Origin of the sequence: Streptomyces dangxiongensis, from assembly GCF_003675325.1 — a bacterium.
In the GTDB taxonomy this organism is placed as follows: Bacteria; Actinomycetota; Actinomycetes; order Streptomycetales; family Streptomycetaceae; genus Streptomyces; species Streptomyces dangxiongensis.
In genome coordinates this window covers 4,193,714-4,211,200 of record NZ_CP033073.1, presented here as the reverse complement: position 1 = coordinate 4,211,200, position 17,487 = coordinate 4,193,714, and the positions used below count along the sequence as shown (strand labels likewise).

The window sequence follows — 17,487 nt, the reverse complement described above, 5'->3', positions numbered from 1 at the left end:
GCGGGCCGCGGCGAGCGACAACCGTCAGACGCCGGGGCGCGCCGTGGAGTTCCCGGGTCGGGTCAGGACGACCCCTTCGGGTCGTCGGAGGGGTCGTGAGGGGACTTTCCACCGGCCGCAAGTTCGAATTCCGCTCGGGGGTGTTCGAGTGAGCCGAGCGAGACGATCTCGCGTTTGAAGAGTCCGGCGAGGGTCCATTCGGCGAGCACCCGGGCCTTGCGGTTGAAGGTGGGCACCCGGCTGAGGTGGTACACGCGGTGCATTAACCAGGCAGGGTAGCCCTTCAGCCGGCGGCCGTAGACCTGGGCGACGCCCTTGTGCAGGCCGAGGGAGGCGACCGAGCCGACGTACTTGTGCGCGTACGTCTCCAGGGGCTCACCGCGCAGGGAGTGCGCGATGTTGTCGCCGAGGGTGCGGGCCTGGCGGACCGCGTGCTGGGCGTTGGGGGCGGTCTCGGCGCCGGGTACGGCGGCCGTGACGTCGGGTACGGCGGCGGCGTCGCCCGCGGCCCAGGCGTGCTCCGTGCCGTCGATCGTTAGCTGGGCCGTGCACCTGAGCCGGCCGCGGTCGGTGCGCGGGAGGCCGGTGGCGGCGAGCAGCGGGTGCGGTCGCACGCCGGCGGTCCACACGACCGTACGGGTCGGGAAGCGCTGGCCGTCGCTGAGGACGGCGACGCGGCCGGCGCAGGACTCCAGGCGGGTGTCGAGCAGCACCTGGATGTTGCGGCGGCGCAGCTCGGTGACGGTGTAGCGGCCCATCTCCACGCCGACCTCGGGGAGGATGCGGTCGGTGGCCTCCACGAGGATCCACTTCATGTCGTCGGGGTGGATGTTGTGGTAGTAGCGAGCGGTGTAGCGGGCCATGTCCTCCAGCTCGCCGAGGGCCTCCACGCCCGCGTAGCCGCCGCCGACGAACACGAAGGTGAGGGCGGCGTCGCGGATGGCGGGGTCGCGGGTGGAGGAGGCGATGTCCATCTGTTCGATGACGTGGTTGCGCAGGCCGATGGCCTCCTCGACGGTCTTGAAGCCGATGCCGTACTCCGCGAGGCCGGGGACGGGCAGGGTGCGGGAGACCGAGCCGGGGGCGAGCACGAGTTCGTCGTAGCCGAGGAGTTCGGCGGGTCGGCCCTCCTCGGCGGTGGCGAGCGTGCTGACGGCGGCGGTGCGGGTCGCGTGGTCCAGGGACGTCACCTCCCCGACGACCACGTGGCAGCGGTCCAGGACGCGGCGCAGCGGGACGACGACATGCCGCGGGGAGATCGAGCCGGCGGCGGCCTCCGGAAGGAAGGGCTGGTACGTCATGTACGGGTCCGGAGTGACGACCGTGATGTCGACCTCGCCCCTCCGCAGCTCGCCCTTCAGCTTCCGCTGGAGGCGCAGGGCCGTGTACATCCCGACGTAGCCGCCGCCGACAACCAGAATGCGCGCACGTTCCTTCACCGTCCCATGACGCACCCGGCGCAGTTGTTTGTCCACAGCCCCGGCAATTTGTGTGACCGGCGGCCTGGTGTGCCCAAGGTCGGCCGCGGTGTCCCCGCAGGACGAATCGGGGCAGGTCAGCGGGGGCGGGCGACAGTGCACGAAGGGGCGCAATCGGGGCGTACGTGCTCCGTACTCCGATCGGGGGGCGCACTGTGCGGAACCTGCCCCTTCTGAATTGACTGCCTCTCAACTATGTTCGTGTGTCGACGGGGTGTAGGGACTGTGGTCGAGCGGGTCCGCGACGGGCGGGTCCGGTCGGGACCGATGCCACTTCCGCGCACTTCGCATTCAGTGGCGGGGAGTCTCCGGGGGGAGACGTCATTACCGGGGGAAACACATGCATGTTCAGGACAAGCATTGGGCATCTACGGCCACCATCACGCCCGGTGGCGGATCGATGACCGCGGCGATGGGCGACGGACGCGCGGACGGGGCGCGTACGACACCGCTGCGGGTGGACGCACAGCGCAATCTGGAACACGTGCTGCGTGCGGCGCGTGAGGTGTTCGGCGAGCTGGGTTACGGCGCGCCGATGGAGGACGTGGCGCGACGCGCGCGGGTCGGGGTCGGCACGGTGTACCGGCGCTTCCCGAGCAAGGACGTGCTGGTCCGGCGGATCGCTCAGGAGGAGACGGCACGGCTGACCGAGCAGGCGCGGACCGCGCTCGGGCAGGAGGACGAGCCGTGGTCGGCTCTGTCGCGGTTCCTGCGGACGTCCGTGGCGTCGGGGGCCGGACGGCTGCTGCCGCCGCAGGTGCTGCGGGTCGGCTCCGCCGGTCCGGACGAGTCGGAGGCGTCAGGTGGGCCGGCCGGCTCGGTGGGGATCGTCCCGCCGGTCGAAGCGGTCGCCCGGGTCTCCTCGGTCTCCTCGGCCGAGGAGACCCGGATGCCCCAGCAGCGGGTGCAGCCGGGCGGTGGTGAGCTGCGGCTGGTGGCGGACGAGGTCTCGCTGACGGCCGACGACACCGGGGCCGGGGCACTGCTCGAGGTGGTCGGGCAGCTCGTGGAGCGGGCGCGCGCGGCGGGTGAGCTGCGGGCGGACGTGTCCGTGGGCGACGTGCTGTTGGTGATCGCCACGGCGGCCCCGTCACTGCCGGACGCGGCACAGCAGGCGGCGGCGTCCGCGCGGCTGCTGGACATCCTGCTGGAGGGACTCCGGTCCCGGCCGGTGTAGGCGGGGACTCCGGTCCCGGCCGGTGTGACCGCCGCTGGCTTCGGTCCTGCCGTCGGCGGAATGCCGTCTCCCACCCGCGCCCGTGCGGCTGTCCCAGTCGTACGGGCGCGGGTGTCCCCTGTCGCGGGTGACCTCTGTCGCGCGCCGTCGCCGGCCGGGGTGTTCGAGTGGGGTGGGAGAAGTCCGCTCGGACGAGTGGATGGGCTCTGTGACGGGCCCTCCGGGCGAACGCGCTGTGGCACTCTGAGCCGGTGTCGGGTTGGGCTGGGCCGGTGTCGGGGGCTTTCCGTGATGGGCGTTGACGGGTGGGGCGAGTCACGCGGTGACGACGGGGAGACGGAAGCCCACGGGCTGACCTCACCCCACGTGCCCCACCAGGGCGGGCGCCCCGCTGCCGTCGGCGGCCCGGGTGGCGAGAGCGTGCCGGCCCAGCGCGAGGGGAGCGTCCTGCCGCCGCCCCGGGAGACACCCCCCGCCGACGGCGAGCTGATCGGGCGGATGCGCGCCGGTGACGACTCGGCCTACGAAGAGCTGTACCGGCGGCACGCGGACGCGGTGCGGCGGTACGCGCGCGGCTGCTGCCGGGACGGGCACACCGCCGACGACCTCACCGCCGAGGTGTTCGCGCGGATGCTGCAAGCGGTGCGGGGCGGGTCGGGCCCCCGACACGCCGTACGGGCCTACCTGCTGACCTCCGTGCGGCATGTCGCCGCGCACTGGAGCCGGTCCGCCCGGCGCGAGCAGCTCGTCGAAGACTTCGCCGTCTTCGCCCAACAGGCCGCACTGAAGACAGAGTTACCCGACGCCGGTACCGCCGCGGTCGGCGCCGACGTGCGCGCCCTGCACGAGGCCGAGCAGTCCATGGCCATGCGGGCCTTCCGGTCGCTGCCCGAACGCTGGCAGGCCGTGCTGTGGCACACCGAGGTGGAGGACGAGTCCCCCAGCGAGGTCGCCGTGCTGTTCGGCCTGGACGCCAACGGCACCCGGGTGCTCGCCAGCCGCGCCCGGGAAGGGCTGAAGCAGGCCTACCTCCAGGCCCACGTCAGCGCCGCCCTCGCCCAGGACGGGGAGTGCGCCCGCTACGCCGACCAGCTCGGCACGTACGCCCGCCGCAAACTGCGTGTCCGCGCCGAGCGGGGCCTGCGCAAGCACCTGGCGGAGTGCGCGAAGTGCCGGCTGGCGGCGGCGCAGATCGAGGAGGTGGCCGGCGGTATCCCCGGTGTCGTACCGGTCGCGGTCATCGGCTGGTTCGGGGCCGTCGGGTACGCCAAGGCCCTCGGGATCGTGGCCGGCAGCGCCGGGGCCGGGGCTGCCGGCGCCACCGCGGCCACCGGGTCGTCCGGCGGGGCGGGCGGCGGGGCCGCGGCCTCGGAGGGGCTCGGGGCGCCGGTGAAAGCGGGCATCGCGGCCGGTGTCGTCGCGGTGGCCGTCGCGGCGGTGGCGCTGGCCCTGGTGAACGACGGTCGTCCGGCGAAGGAGGCCGCCCGGCCGCGGCCGCCCACGCCGATCGTGCGGTCGCAGGCTCCGACGCCCACGCCGCCGGCACAGCCGGCACCGCCGACGAGGCTGACGCGTCCGGGGCGGCCGGAGAAGAAGAAGAAGCCGATGCCCCAACCGGTCGCCCTCACCCCGGAGCCGACGGCGCCGGCACCCACCGCGCCCGCATCCCCGTCACCGCCTCCGTCCCCGGCCCCCAGCCGCACCCCCACCCCCGAACCGACGCCCACCCCCGCGCCGAAGCCCGCGCCCACCCCGCCCCGGACGCCCGTCCCGGCGCCCACCCCCACCGCCGGTGGCCGCCGTCTACCGGCTGAGCGAGCTGCGCTACGACCTCGACGGCGACGGCACCCGGCCGGAGATCTCCCTGGGCGGCAGCGGCTGGGTGTGGCAGCGGTACGGCATGTCGGTCGGCGGCGGCCGGTACGCGCACGGGGTGACCGTGTCCGGCCGGTCCTCCGTCACCATCGCCCTCAACCGCCGGTGCACCGCCTACGACGCACTGGCCGGCGTCGACGACCTCACCCTCGGCCTGGGCAGGGTCTCGTTCTCCGTGTACGCCGACGGGGTCCGGCTCTGGCGGTCCCCCCTGGTCGGGGGCCGCGACCCGGCCGCCCCCGTCCATGTGGACCTGACCGGCCGCGGGACCGTACGGCTCGTGGTGGAGCCGTACCGCACCGCCTTCGACCGGGCGGCGCTCGCGGACTGGGCAAAGTCCCGGTTCACCTGCCGCTAGGCCGTGCCGGGCCGGACACACCGGGCGTCACTCGACGGCCGCCGGGACGCCCAGCTCCCGCAGGACGTCCGCGACGCCGAGGGACGCGCCCCGGGCGCTCTCGGCCGCGTAACGGTCGGCCGGGAGGGCCGCGCGGGCACCGGCGCGCACCCGGGCGGCGACGCCGCGCTCGGGCTCGGGCCGCGGGCGGCCGTCCCGCCAGTGGTCCGCGGCGGCGAACAGCCGGAGGGCGCTCGGCAGATCACCGAGCCGGGCCAGCAGGCCGGCGGCGATGTCCACCAGCCCCGCCGTGATCGACTCGGCACCCCCCTGCTCCACGGCCTCGCGCAGGGCCTGCGCCACGATCGGCAGGCCGTGTGCCGGACCGGACTCGTCGGCCGTGAGCAGCGCCTCGACCGTGCGCTGGGCCGCCACGAACTGCGGAGGACGGGTGCTCCCCCGCACGACCGCGCAGGTCGCCTCGTACAGCTCGCGGGCGCGGGCGGCGCAGCCGTCCTGCAGGGCGATGTGGGCGCGCAGCAGCATGACGAAGGCGCGTGACTCCGGCACCACGTACCGGTCGGCGGCCGTTTCCGCCTCGTCCAGGGCGGCGAGCGCGGCCTTCCGGTCGCCGGAGCGGTAGGAGATCTCGGCGAGGCGGGCCAACAGGAACGGGGACTCCGCGTACGCGCCGACCTCGTAGGCGAGCCGCAGTGCCTCCTCGTACTCGGCGCGTGCCGCGTCGAACCGGCCGCGGGCCATCGCCGCCTCGCCGGCCGCGCCGCACACCTGGGCCCGCATCCAGCGGTCGCCGACGCGCCGGCTAAGCTGCCGCAGCTCGGCCAGGTCCTCGTCGACGCCCTCCAGGTTGCCCGGCGAGTCGACGGTCACGTGGGTGCGGAACATCAGGGCGACGCCCACCTCCCAGGCACCGCCGTGGCGGCGGCAGTTGGCGACGGCCTGTGTCAGGTCCGGGTGGACGTCGGCCGGGGCACCCAGGTAGTGGGCGGTCAGCGGCCAGACGAGGCCCGGGAGCCGGGCCGCCCGCGGGCCCCCCGGCTCGTAGGCGGCGCGCACGCGCGCGACGTACTCCGGGGCCCGGTCGTCGGCCGTGAGGTTCTCCGCTCTGGAGTCGGACGTCAGGAACAGGTCGAGCATGCGCAGGTCCGTCCGCAGCTCGTGCAGCGGATGCCCGGCCTCGCCGTCTGGGGCGGCGAGGAAGGCGCCCACCGGGTCGGCCGACTCGACCAGCGCCATCAGGCCGCCGTCCGGCGCGCCCGCGGACACGGCGTCCAGGGCGACGCCCAGGCGGAGCACCAGCCGTACCCACCTCACGGCCTCCTGGCGGTGGTTGCGCAGCCACCAGAACCAGCCGATGGCCAGGACGACGGCGCCCGCCCCGGCCTCGTCGCCCGCGCGCACCGCGCGGTCCAGGGCCGCGCGGACGTTGTCCAGCTCGGTCTCCAGACGGGAGATCCAGGGCAACTGGGCCGCCGACCGCAGTCGCGGCTCCGCCTCCTCCACGAGGGCCCGCACCCACGCGCGGTGGCGTCGCTCGGCCGCTTCGCGCAGGCCGGGGACCTCGGCGGCGCGCTCGGTGGCGTACTCGTGGATGGTCTCCAGCATGCGGTAGCGCATGCCGGAGGCGGTGCCGTCGGGGTCGTGCGGGGCGGCGACGACGAGGGACTTGTCGACCAGCGCACCGAGCAGCTCCGCCACCGGGCCGGTGCACACGGCCTCGGCCGCGGCGAGGTCCCAGCCGCCGGCGAACACCGAAACCTCGCGCAGGACCGTCCGTTCCCGCTCGTCCAGCAGGTCCCAGGACCAGTCGACGACCGCGCGCAGGGTCTGCTGGCGGGGCAGGACCGTACGGCTGCCGGAGGTGAGCAGGCGGAAGCGGTCGTCCAGCCGGTCGGCGATCTGCCGTGGGGTCAGCAGCCTGAGCCGGGCGGCGGCCAGCTCGATCGCGAGTGGCAGCCCGTCCAGGCGGCGGCAGATCTCCGTCACGGCCGCGGTGTCGCCGAGGACGGTGTCGGCGTCGGGCCGGACGGCCTTCGCGCGCTCGGCGAAGAGGTGGTGCGCCTGCTCCGGGACGAGGGGCTCGACCGGGCGCACCGACTCACCCGGGACGCCGAGGGGTTCCCGGCTGGTCGCGAGGACCGTGAGGCCGGGGCAGTGGGTGAGGAGGGTCTCGGCGAGGGTGGCCGCCGCGCCGATGACGTGCTCGCAGTTGTCGAGGATCAACAGTTGGCTGCGCGGGGCGCAGTACTCGACCAGCAGCGCCGTGGGGTCGGCCTGCGGGGTCGCCAGTTCGTTGCCCAGCAGCACGGTCTCGCGCATACCGAGGGCGCTGACCACCGCGCCGGGCACCGCCTCCGGCCGGTCGAGCGGGGCCAGTTCGGCCAGCCAGGCCGAGGGGAACGCGGCGGCGGCCTCCTCGGCGAGACGGGTCTTCCCGGAGCCGCCCGGTCCGGTGAGCGTGACCAGGCGGGCCCTGTGCACATCCGAACGAATGGCCTCCAGCTCCGGTTCCCGCCCGACGAAGGACGTCAGACGGGGACGGAGATTACCGGTGCGCCGGGGAGGCCGGGCGCGGTGCGGTACCTCCGGGTGCACCGGAGGCGCCGGGTGCGCGGGGGGCATCGGGTGCGCCGGATCCACTGAGCGCGCCGGGTTCTCCTGTTGCAGCAACGCCGTGTGCAGGGAGCGGAGTTCCGGGCCGGGATCGGTGCCGAGGGTGTCGGCGAGGGTGCGGCGGACGGACTCGTAGGCGGTGAGGGCGTCGGCCGGACGGCCCGTGTCCCGCAGAGCGCGGATCAGGAGGGCGTGCAGGGGTTCGTCGTACGGGTGCGCCGTGGCCAGTTCCCTCAGCTCCGGTACGGCCTCCTGGGCGCGGCCGAGGGCGAGCGCGGCGGCGGCGCGGGCACGGGCCGCGTCCAGACGGAGGGCGTCCGGGCGGGCGGCGGCGGTGCGGTCGGGCAGGTCGGCGAGAGCCGGGCCGTGCCAGAGGGCGAGGGCCTCGGTGAGCGTGCGGTGGGCGGTGGCCGGGTCGCCGGCGGTGAGGGCGTGGGTGCCGACGCGGGTGAGCCGCTCGAAGACGTGCAGGTCCACGTCGTCCTCGGTCGCTTCCAGGCGGTATCCGCCGGGCGCGTAGGTGACGGCGTGCCTGCCGAGGGTACGGCGGAGACGGCCGACGAGTGCCTGGAGGGCGGCGGGGGCGTCCTGGGGCGGGGCGTCCGCCCAGATCTCGCCGATGAGGGTGTCGGGGGTGGTGGTGCGGCCGGGGCGGAGGGCGAGGGCGGCGAGGAGCGTACGCAGGCGTGGGCCGCCGATGGGCAGGGGGGTGCCCTGGTCGTCCGCTGCTCGGGTCACGCCCAGAATTCTGTACCGCACCAGGGCATTGTCGCGGGAGACGGCAGCCGGGGCACGGGGGTTTCGCGACCGGCGGAGCGCTGCCACCGGGCGGGGGCCGGGCTGCTGACCCGCTTCGGCTGGGTCTCCGGTGCCGCCGGATCGAGCCGTTCACCCACGCCGACAGGGGCTCCGGTGCTGTCGCCGGCCGGGGGCCGGGCCGCTCACCCGCGCTCGCGGGGTGCCGCCGCGCCCACCCGTGCCGCCCCAGCGGCACGACTGCCCGCAGCCACGGCGCGCATGCCCGCCCCCCACACGCCACCCCGCGCCCCGACGAACCCTCACGCCCCCGGTGTCAGCGCTCCCCGTCTGGGCTGGATTCCCGAGGGGACCGCTCGGGAGCGGGAGGGGGTGCCCGTCCAGCAGGTGCCGCGGCGGCCGAGGAGGCGGTGGAGCCAGAGTTCGAGGGAGACGAGGCCGGCCAGCCCGTCGAGGGGCAGCGCCTCGCCCGCCGCGGCGGTGCGCAGGGCCTTGCGGACGACGCGGGCCTCGATCAGTCCGGCGTCGGCCAGGAGGGGGCTGGAGAAGAGGTCCAGGAGGGAGTCGGCGGCGACGCGGAGACCCGCGCGCGCGGCTGCCGCCGAGGAGCCGTGGGAGGGGGTGCCCCAGCCGGGCGGGAGGTCGGTGACGCCGGAGCCCGCCAGGACCGTACGGAGGATGGCGGACCGTGCGCCGGGCTGGACGCGCAGGGCTTCGGGCAGGTCGCGGCAGGCGCGGACGACCTGGTTGTCGAGGAACGGCGCGTGCAGCCGCTGGGAGCGGATCTCCGCGGCCTGCTCCAGTACGCGGAGGTCGGCGGCGTGCCGGGCGAGCGCCGCACGCGCGCGGTAGTCGCCGGGACGCTGCGCGCCGGTCCCGGAGCGGTCGGCCTCCGCCTGGAGCAGAACCGATACTTCAGCCAGCGCCTCACCCGTCAGCCAGCGGGCGGCCGGCCCCGGTCCGGCCCAGGTCAGCGCGGCGAGCGACGCGCCGACCGCTCCCTTGGGCTCGTCGAAGCGGCGCCGCATCAGCCGCTCGGCCAGCACCTCCAGGCCCGCCCGGTAGGGGGTGCGGGCGAGCCGCCGGGCCGCGCCGTACACGCGCGCGGGGACCAGCACCGAGCCGTCGGCCCGGGCGAGCGCGGCGACCGGCCGGACCAGGTGACGTCGTCGGCGGTCCATCAGGAGGTCGGCGAGGCGGGCGGGGTGGGCGTCCAGGACCTGGCGGGCACCGTGGCCGGTGAAGTGGTCGGCGCTGCCGGCGGCGAGCCGGGCGCGGTGCCGGGCGGCCAGCACCAGGGAGGGTCCGGGTTCGTCGGTCAGGGGGCCGTCGAGGCCGGCGTAGGGCAGGGTCTCCTCGCCGCCGGTCACCACGACGTGGTGCAGGCGGGGGTTGGCGGCGAGGGCGCCGGCGCGCTGGAGTTCGGCCTCGCGGCCGGCCACGGCGAGGTCGTTGAAGGTGACGGCGAGGAGCCGCTCGCCCGCGCCCGTGCCGTGGCCGAGGAGCGTGCCGGGTCTGCCGGGCAGCCCGGCGGCGAGCAGCGCGAGGGTGCCGGAGGCGGGGCCGCCGGACAGGTCGGCGCCGATGCCGGGCACCGGCATCCCGCGCGCGGCCCGGCGCTCGGCGGGTCCCATGCCGGGCACCGGCCCGGGGTCGAGGTCGGGCACGTGCCGGGGTGCGGAGAGCCGGGTGCGGACGGCGTCCACGAGGGCGTCCCGCACGGCGTCCACGGCGCGGTCGGGGTCGGACGCGGGCGCGGCCACGGCGAGGGAGGCGACCGGCTCGTAGCCGGCGATCTCGCGCGCTCCGGCGCGCAGCACCAGGGCGTGTCCCGGCGGGATGCGCCGTACGCCCTCGTACGGGGTGGTGTCGCGCAGCGCGGCCGGTACGTCGGGGGCGGCGAGCAGCGCGGCGAGGTGGGTGAAGTCGAGGTTGGCCTCGACGAGGTCGGCGAGGGGCAGCGCGGCGGTGGCGTAGGCGGTACCGCCGGCCCAGGGCGTGTGGAACACGGGCCGGACGCCCGCGAGGTCGCCGCAGACGGTGATGCGGCGGCCGGCCTGGACGACGGCCGTGTAGCTGCCGGGCCAGTTGGTCAGATGGCGCAGGGCACCCCCGCGCGCGGTGACCAGGCCGCGCCGCAGTTCCTCGTCGGTGGCGCCGCAGATGCCGAGGACGGCGATGCGGTGCTGCGGGTCGGCGTGCACCACGCGGACCTCGTCCGGGCGCCAGTCGCCGACGGCCCACAGCGGATCCGGGTCGCCCCACAGGAGTTGTGATCCGACCGGGCGCAGGGTCTCGCCGTCGTATCCGGTGGCGCCCGCGGTGCCGGTCCCGGCGGTGCCCGCGGCGGTGCTGCTCCACCCCACCAACCACCGCATCGACGCCTCCACACGCTGTGGACAACCAGTGCACCGTACGAACCGGGTCCCCATGCTGCCATGAAGAACGCGCCGGGGAGGGGCGGCGGCGCCGCCTTCGACCGGGGGAAGTTCGCGGCACGTGCCAGGGGAGTTGGCCGGTGGCCCGCGCGGCTGGGGGGAGCGGGTTCCGGGCGGTGTCCGACGGGTGCGGCGCGAATGCGCCCCCAGTACGCGCCCCCAAACCGCCCCTCACGCCCTCAAGTTGCGTGGTGGGACCGGAAATTCGAGGTCCGGAAAGGGGGGCGGTTTTCGGCCAATTACGCGCAGCGGCAACGGAGATGAGCACGCTCCGTACAGGCCTGCGGAGCGCCGGGCGGCGCGCGCGCACGCACAGTCCGGGAGGCGGGCATCGCCTCCCGGACCGGTCCGCCACCCGCGGGGATGAAGGCGGCGGTGTCCCCCAGCCCACTGGATCCAGTACAGCGGGCCGACCCACGCAGAAGCCATGGAACCGCTCCCCCGGTGGCCGGAGAAGAGCGCACGGACGGGCGCACGGCCACACGCGCGGGGGCACGCGATGGCGGGCCGTGCACGGTGCGTACAGGACCGTACTGCCGTACGGACCACAATCCCGCCATCCGGAAGAATGCCCCTTAACGCTTGGGATGCGGCGAACTACGCTGGGTTTACGAATGCCGCGCGGTTATGCCATCGCGGCAGCCGTCTGTGTCGAGGGGTGGCGCATGTCCAGGGAGCAACGCGGGCCGAACGAAAAACTCGGCGCCGTTCTCGCCCTCGCGGGAATCAGCAACGCAGGACTCGCGCGGCGCGTCAACGACCTGGGCGCCCAGCGCGGGTTGACGCTTCGCTACGACAAGACGTCGGTGGCGCGCTGGGTGTCGAAGGGCATGGTGCCCCAGGGTGCCGCACCGCACCTCATCGCCGCCGCCATCGGGCAGAAGCTCGGCCGCCCGGTGCCGCTCCACGAGATCGGCCTGGCCGACGCGGACCCCGCGCCCGAGGTGGGCCTCGCCTTCCCCAGGGACGTGGCACAGGCGGTGAGGTCGGCGACGGAGCTGTACCGCCTCGACCTCGCCGGCCGTAGGTCCGGCGCCGGCGGCATCTGGCAGTCGCTCGCCGGGTCCTTCGCGGTCAGCGCCTACGCGACGCCCGCCTCACGATGGCTGATAACCCCCGCCGACAGCTCGGTCGCGCGCGAGACGGCTTCCGCCGAGGAATCGGGCGCACCGATCAAAGTCGGCCACAGCGATGTACAGAAGCTGCGGGAAGCCGCGGAGGACGCCAGGCGCTGGGACTCCAAATACGGAGGCGGCGACTGGCGTTCGTCCATGGTGCCGGAGTGCCTGCGGGTGGAGGCGGCACCGCTGCTGCTCGGCTCCTACTCCGACGAGGTCGGCCGCGCCCTGTTCGGCGCCTCCGCCGAACTCACCCGGCTCGCCGGCTGGATGGCCTTCGACACCGGCCAGCAGGAGGCCGCCCAGCGGTACTACATCCAGGCGCTGCGCCTCGCGCGCGCGGCGGCCGACGTCCCCCTGGGCGGGTACGTCCTCGCCTCCATGTCGTTGCAGGCCACCTACCGGGGCTTCGGCGACGAGGGCGTGGATCTCGCGCAGGCGGCCCTGGAGCGCAACCGGGGACTGGCGACCGCCCGCACCATGAGCTTCTTCCGGCTGATCGAGGCACGGGCCCACGCGCGCGCGGGGGACGCGCAGGCGGCGGGCGCCGCACTGAAGGCCGCCGAGGGGTGGCTGGAGCGGTCCAGGGAGGGCGACAACGACCCCTCCTGGCTCGGTTTCTACGGTTACGACCGGTTCGCCGCTGATGCCGCCGAGTGCTACCGCGACCTGAAGGCGCCGCGGCAGGTGCGGCGGTTCACCGAGCAGGCGCTCTCGAAGCCGACGGAGGAGTTCGTGCGCTCGCACGGGCTGCGGCTCGTCGTCTCGGCGGTGGCCGAACTGGAGTCGGGGAACCTTGACGCGGCCTGTGAGCAGGGGGTGCGGGCCGTGGAGGTGGCCGGACGGATCTCTTCCGCCCGCACCACCGAGTACGTGAAGGACCTGCTGCACCGCCTGGAGCCGTACGGGGACGAGCCGCGGGTGGTGGAGCTGCGGGAGCGGGCCCGGCCGCTGCTGGTGACGCCGGCGTAGCGGCGCCGCGGCGTCCGCTGCCGGTGCCGCTCCGGGGGCGCTGTCACCGGTCGGCGTTTGAAGCCACTGTCAGTGGCGCAGTGCACTATCGAGGGCGGAGGTGGTGCAGGTGCGGGCCGGGGCGTACGACTGTGATGTGCTCGTGATCGGTGGCGGGATCGTCGGGCTGTCGACGGCGTACGCGATCACGCGCGCCGCACCGGGTACGCGCGTCACGGTGCTGGAGAAGGAGCCCGGCCCGGCGCGGCACCAGACCGGACGCAACAGCGGCGTCATCCACAGCGGGATCTACTACCGCCCGGGCTCCCTCAAGGCGCGGTACGCGGTGCGGGGCGCCGCGGAGATGGTGAAGTTCTGCGCCGAGTACGGCATCGCGCACGCCGTCACCGGCAAGCTGATCGTGGCGACCGGACGGGAGGAGCTGCCGCGGCTCCACGCGCTGGTGCAGCGGGGCCGCGAGAACGGCATCCCGGTGCGCGAACTGGGGCCCGCGCAGATCAGCGAGTACGAGCCGGAGGTGCGCGGTCTCGCCGCGATACACGTGGGAACGACCGGGGTGTGCGACTTCGTCGGCGTCGCGCGCGAACTGGCGCGGGCGTCCGGGGCGGAGATCCGGTACGGCGCGAGGGTCGTCCGGGTGGACCGGCGGCCGGAGCGCGGCGTGGCCGTGCTCACCGCGGCCGGGGACGTGGTCCGCGCGCGCGTGCTGGTGAACTGCGCCGGGCTGTACTGCGACGAGGTGGCCCGCCTCACCGGGGACGAGCCCGAGGTGCGGATCGTGCCGTTCCGCGGGGAGTACTACGAGCTGGCGCGGCCGGAGCTGGTGCGGGGGCTGGTGTATCCGGTGCCGGATCCGGCGTTCCCGTTCCTCGGAGTGCATCTGACGCGCGGGATCGACGGGAGTGTGCACATCGGGCCGAACGCGGTGCCGGCGCTGGCCCGCGAGGGGTACGGCTGGGGGGTCGTACGGCCCCGGGAGCTGGCCGGGACACTCGCGTGGCCGGGGTCGTGGGCGATCGCCCGGCGGCACTGGCGGTACGGGGCGGGTGAGCTGCGGCGGTCGGTGTCCAGGAGAGCGTTCCTGGAGGCCGTGCGAAGACTGCTGCCCGCGGTGGAGGCCGGCGATCTGGTGCGGGCCGCCGCCGGGGTGCGGGCACAGGCGGTGCTGCGGGACGGGACGCTGGTGGACGACTTCCTCATCAAGGAGGGTGCGCGGACCGTGCATGTGCTCAACGCGCCGTCCCCCGCGGCCACCGCGTCCCTGCCGATCGGCAGGGAGGTCGGACGCCGGGCACTGGACCTGCTCGCGTAGGGCCGGGCGCTGGACCGCCCACGGGGGGGGAAGCCGGGCACTGGCTCCGCTCGGGTGGGTCCGGGCACGGGGACGGCCGGGCTCGTGCAGGAGGGCGGCCTCGTGGGGCGCCGTAAAATCGGTCGTACTGTGGCTGACTCCCTGAACACCCCCGACGCCCCGCTCTCGGCACCGCACGACCCCGGTGTCTCCGTCCGGCACACCCGGACCCGGGGTGAGCCGCGGTTCCCGGACGGGCCCAGGGCCGATCCCGCCGGATCGCACTTCGAACGGCGGATCCGGAGTTTCCAGCCGCGGCGCAGCCGGGTGACGGCCGGGCAGGCCGACGCCCTCCAGCGGCTGTGGGCCACATGGGGGCTGGACATCGACGGGCAGCGGGTGATCGACCTCGGCGAGCTGTTCGGGAACGACCGTCCCGTGGTCCTGGAGATCGGGTTCGGGATGGGCGAGGCGACCGCGCGGATGGCCGCGGCCGACCCGGACACCAACATCCTGGCCGTGGACGTGCACACCCCGGGGCAGGGCAACCTGCTCAATCTCGCGGACCGCGACGGACTGTCCAACGTCCGGGTGGGCAACGGCGACGCGATCATCCTGCTCCGGGAGATGCTGCGCCCCGACGCGCTGGACGGGCTGCGCGTCTACTTCCCCGACCCCTGGCCCAAGAAGCGGCACCACAAGCGGCGCCTCATCCAGCCCGAGTTCCTGACCCTGGCCGCGACCCGGCTGAAGCCCGGCGCCGTCGTGCACTGCGCGACCGACTGGGAGCCGTACGCCGAACAGATGCTCGAGGTGCTCGACGCGCACCCCGACTTCGAGAACACGCAGGCAGGGGGCGGATTCGCCGCACGCCCCGCGTTCCGGCCGCTGACCCGTTTCGAGGGACAGGGACTGGACAAGGGTCATGTGGTGAACGACCTGCTGTTCCGGCGCGTACCGCACCGGGGGCGATGAGCCCGGCCCCGCGCCCGGGCCGATAATCCGCTCCTGCCCCTCGTCCCGTCACCGTTAGGGTCGATGCCGTGGCCACCAGTCCTGCGTTTCCGACCTACCCCCCGAGCCCCGTCGGCGGTGCCCTCCGCCATCCGCACTGGTGGCAGCGCACGTGGGTGCGGTACGGGGCGCTGAGCACCCTGCTGGCGCTGTCGGGCCTGGTCATCCTCGCGCTCGTGCGGCGGCAGACCGGCACGGAGGGCTTCGTCGTCGGGCTCGGGCTGGCCGTGCTGCCCGTGCCCTGGCTGACAGCCGCGTTCCGGTGGCTGGACCGGGTGGAGCCGGGACCCCGGCGGAACCTGGTCTTCGCCTTCGCCTGGGGGGCGTGCGCGGCGGCGCTGATAGCGATCGTCGCCAACAGCTTCGCCACCCGGTGGATCGCCACCTCGACCGCGGACCCGGCCGGCGCCGACACCCTCGGGGCGACCGTGATAGCGCCGATCGTGGAGGAGTCCGCGAAGGCAGCGGCCGTCCTGCTGGTCTTCCTGTTCCGCAGACGCGACTTCACCGGGATCGTGGACGGCGTGGTGATAGCGGGGATCACCGCCACCGGGTTCGCGTTCACCGAGAACATCCTCTACCTCGGTACGGCCTTCGGGACCGACCAGCTCACCGGCGACCGCGGCATCGCCTCCGTCACCGCCGCGACCTTCTTCGTGCGCATCGTGATGTCGCCGTTCGCGCACCCCCTCTTCACGGTCCTGACCGGCATCGGCTTCGGCGTCGCCGCGCTGTCCGGCGAGCGGCAGCACGTGCGGCGGGTCCTCCTGCCGGTCTGCGGACTGCTGCTCGCGATGAGCATGCACGCCTTCTGGAACGGCTCCTCCACGTTCGGCGAGTACGGGTTCTTCGCCGTCTACGCCGCCTTCATGCTGCCCGCGTTCGCGCTGCTGACCTGGCTCGCGATCTGGACGCGGCAGCGGGAGCTGCGGACGGTGCGCGCGGAACTCCCCGCGTACGTGCTGGCCGGATGGCTGGGCCCGGCCGAGCCGTTCGCGCTCGGGTCGATGCGGGCACGGCGGATGGCCCGGGACTACGCCCGGCACCACTTCGGCCGCCCGGCGGCGCGGGAGGTGGCGCGCTACGAGGCGTGCGCGACCTCGCTGGCGTTCCTGCGGCACCGGGGGCGGCGCGGGCGGGCCGGGGCCGACTTCGTCGTACGGGAGCGGGAACTGCTGGACGAGCTGTGGCGACGCAGGCAACCGGCACGCCCGGCACTGGAGTACGCGGCACGGGCCGCCACGCCGCCCCGGCCGGTGTACGCGGGTCCCATGCCGTACTGGCAGGGCGCCCCGGCGGGCGCCTACCCCGCGTACAACCCGTACCGGTCGTAGCCGGACAGGACGGCCGGGGAGGACACGCGGGTCGTGGGCCGCCCCGGCCGGGGGCTACGCGGAGGCCGTGGTCAGGGTTGCCAGCTCGTCGTCCGTGAGCTTCAGGTCCGCCACGCCCAGCAGCGCCGGGAGCTGTTCCACCGTGCGTGCCGAGGCGATCGGGGCCGTGACGGTCGGCTGGGCGGCGAGCCAGGCCAGGGCGACCGTGGCGACCGGGGCCTCGTGGGCGGCGGCGATGTCGTCCAGGGCCGCAAGGACCCGCCGGCCGCGCTCGGAGTCCGCGTACTTCTGGGCCGTACCGGCGCGGGCGCTGTCGACGGTCGTGCCGGGGCGGTACTTGCCGGTGAGGAAGCCCGCGGCGAGGGAGAAGTACGGGACGGCGGCGAGGTTCTCGCGGGCGGCGAGGTCCTGGAGCGGGCCCTCGTACGTGTCGCGGGAGACCAGGTTGTAGTGGGGCTGGAGGGCGACGTAGCGGGCCAGGCCCTCGCGGTCGGAATGGTCGAGGGAGGCCCGCAGGCGCTCGGGGCTGATGTTGGAGGCGGCGATGTGCCGCACCTTGCCGGCCCTCACCAGCTCGTCCAGCGCGCCGATGATCTCCTCGACCGGCACCTCGGGCTGGTCGAAGTGGGTGTAGTAGAGGTCGATGTGGTCGGTGTCCAGGCGGCGCAGCGAGGCGTCGGCCGCGGCCTTGATGTTGGCCGCGGACAGGCCCTGGTACTCGGGGTGCTGGCTGACCTTGGTGGCGATGACGACGTCGTCGCGGTTGCCGCGGGCCTTGACCCACTTGCCGATGATCGTCTCCGACTCGCCACCCTGGTTGCCCTCGATCCAGGCGGAGTAGGAGTCGGCGGTGTCGATGAAGTTGCCGCCGGCGGCCGTGTAGGCGTCGAGGACGGCGAAGGAGGTCTGTTCGTCGGCGGTCCAGCCGAAGACGTTGCCGCCCAGGGCGAGCGGGAAGACCTGGAGATCGGAGGAGCCGAGAGTGCGGGGTGATGTGGTTGAGGTCATACGTCACTACAACGCCGACGGCGGGTGATCACATCCCCGCCACCGGCGCCGAGTT

9 protein-coding genes and 1 pseudogene are annotated in these 17,487 nt (G+C 74.7%); 6 read left to right on the top strand and 4 right to left on the bottom strand.

The genetic code is table 11. The features are described from left to right. Positions 1-62: 62 nt before the first annotated feature. Positions 63-1,439: an NAD(P)/FAD-dependent oxidoreductase gene (locus tag D9753_RS18820; protein ID WP_276209438.1), complete on the bottom strand. Its 1,377-nt coding sequence runs from the start codon at positions 1,437-1,439 to the stop codon at positions 63-65. A 379-nt stretch (positions 1,440-1,818) separates the two neighbouring features. Here D9753_RS18820 and D9753_RS18815 point away from each other — a divergent pair, with 379 nt between their 5' ends. Beyond that, positions 1,819-2,655, top strand: coding sequence for a TetR/AcrR family transcriptional regulator (locus D9753_RS18815; RefSeq protein WP_121788052.1), 837 nt, complete (start codon positions 1,819-1,821; stop codon positions 2,653-2,655). 291 nt (positions 2,656-2,946) lie between these two features. Continuing rightward, positions 2,947-4,888: pseudogene (locus D9753_RS18810) on the top strand (sigma-70 family RNA polymerase sigma factor). Between the two features lie 27 nt (positions 4,889-4,915). On the opposite strand, the gene D9753_RS18805 reads toward D9753_RS18810, so the two are convergent. After that, positions 4,916-8,260, bottom strand: coding sequence for a BTAD domain-containing putative transcriptional regulator (locus D9753_RS18805; protein WP_205614195.1), 3,345 nt, complete (start codon positions 8,258-8,260; stop codon positions 4,916-4,918). Between the two features lie 299 nt (positions 8,261-8,559). Beyond that, a complete protein-coding gene (locus tag D9753_RS18800; RefSeq protein ID WP_121788050.1) occupies positions 8,560-10,635 on the bottom strand; it encodes an asparagine synthase-related protein in 2,076 nt (691 codons plus the stop codon). Positions 10,636-11,360: 725 nt separating this feature from the next. Here D9753_RS18800 and D9753_RS18795 point away from each other — a divergent pair. The 4 genes from D9753_RS18795 (at position 11,361) to D9753_RS18780 (ending at position 16,424) form a co-directional block, all read left to right on the top strand. Further along, the gene (locus D9753_RS18795) at positions 11,361-12,785 is read left to right on the top strand and encodes an MFS transporter (protein ID WP_121788049.1); all 1,425 of its coding nucleotides are present in this window, start codon (positions 11,361-11,363) and stop codon (positions 12,783-12,785) included. Positions 12,786-12,885: 100 nt separating this feature from the next. Beyond that, the gene (gene lhgO, locus D9753_RS18790) at positions 12,886-14,097 is read left to right on the top strand and encodes an L-2-hydroxyglutarate oxidase (RefSeq protein ID WP_121788048.1); all 1,212 of its coding nucleotides are present in this window, start codon (positions 12,886-12,888) and stop codon (positions 14,095-14,097) included. 129 nt (positions 14,098-14,226) lie between these two features. Further along, positions 14,227-15,051 (top strand): tRNA (guanosine(46)-N7)-methyltransferase TrmB, encoded by an 825-nt coding sequence (trmB, locus tag D9753_RS18785; RefSeq protein ID WP_121788047.1) that lies wholly within the window; start codon positions 14,227-14,229, stop codon positions 15,049-15,051. 68 nt (positions 15,052-15,119) lie between these two features. After that, positions 15,120-16,424 carry a PrsW family intramembrane metalloprotease gene (locus D9753_RS18780; RefSeq protein ID WP_121788046.1) on the top strand — a complete coding sequence of 435 codons (1,305 nt, stop codon included), beginning with the start codon at positions 15,120-15,122 and terminating at the stop codon, positions 16,422-16,424. Between the two features lie 54 nt (positions 16,425-16,478). Here the strand turns inward: D9753_RS18780 and D9753_RS18775 are convergent, their stop codons facing one another. Next, on the bottom strand, positions 16,479-17,432 hold the full coding sequence (locus D9753_RS18775; RefSeq protein WP_121788045.1) for an aldo/keto reductase: 954 nt from the start codon (positions 17,430-17,432) through the stop codon (positions 16,479-16,481). Between the last annotated feature and the right edge of the window lie 55 nt (positions 17,433-17,487).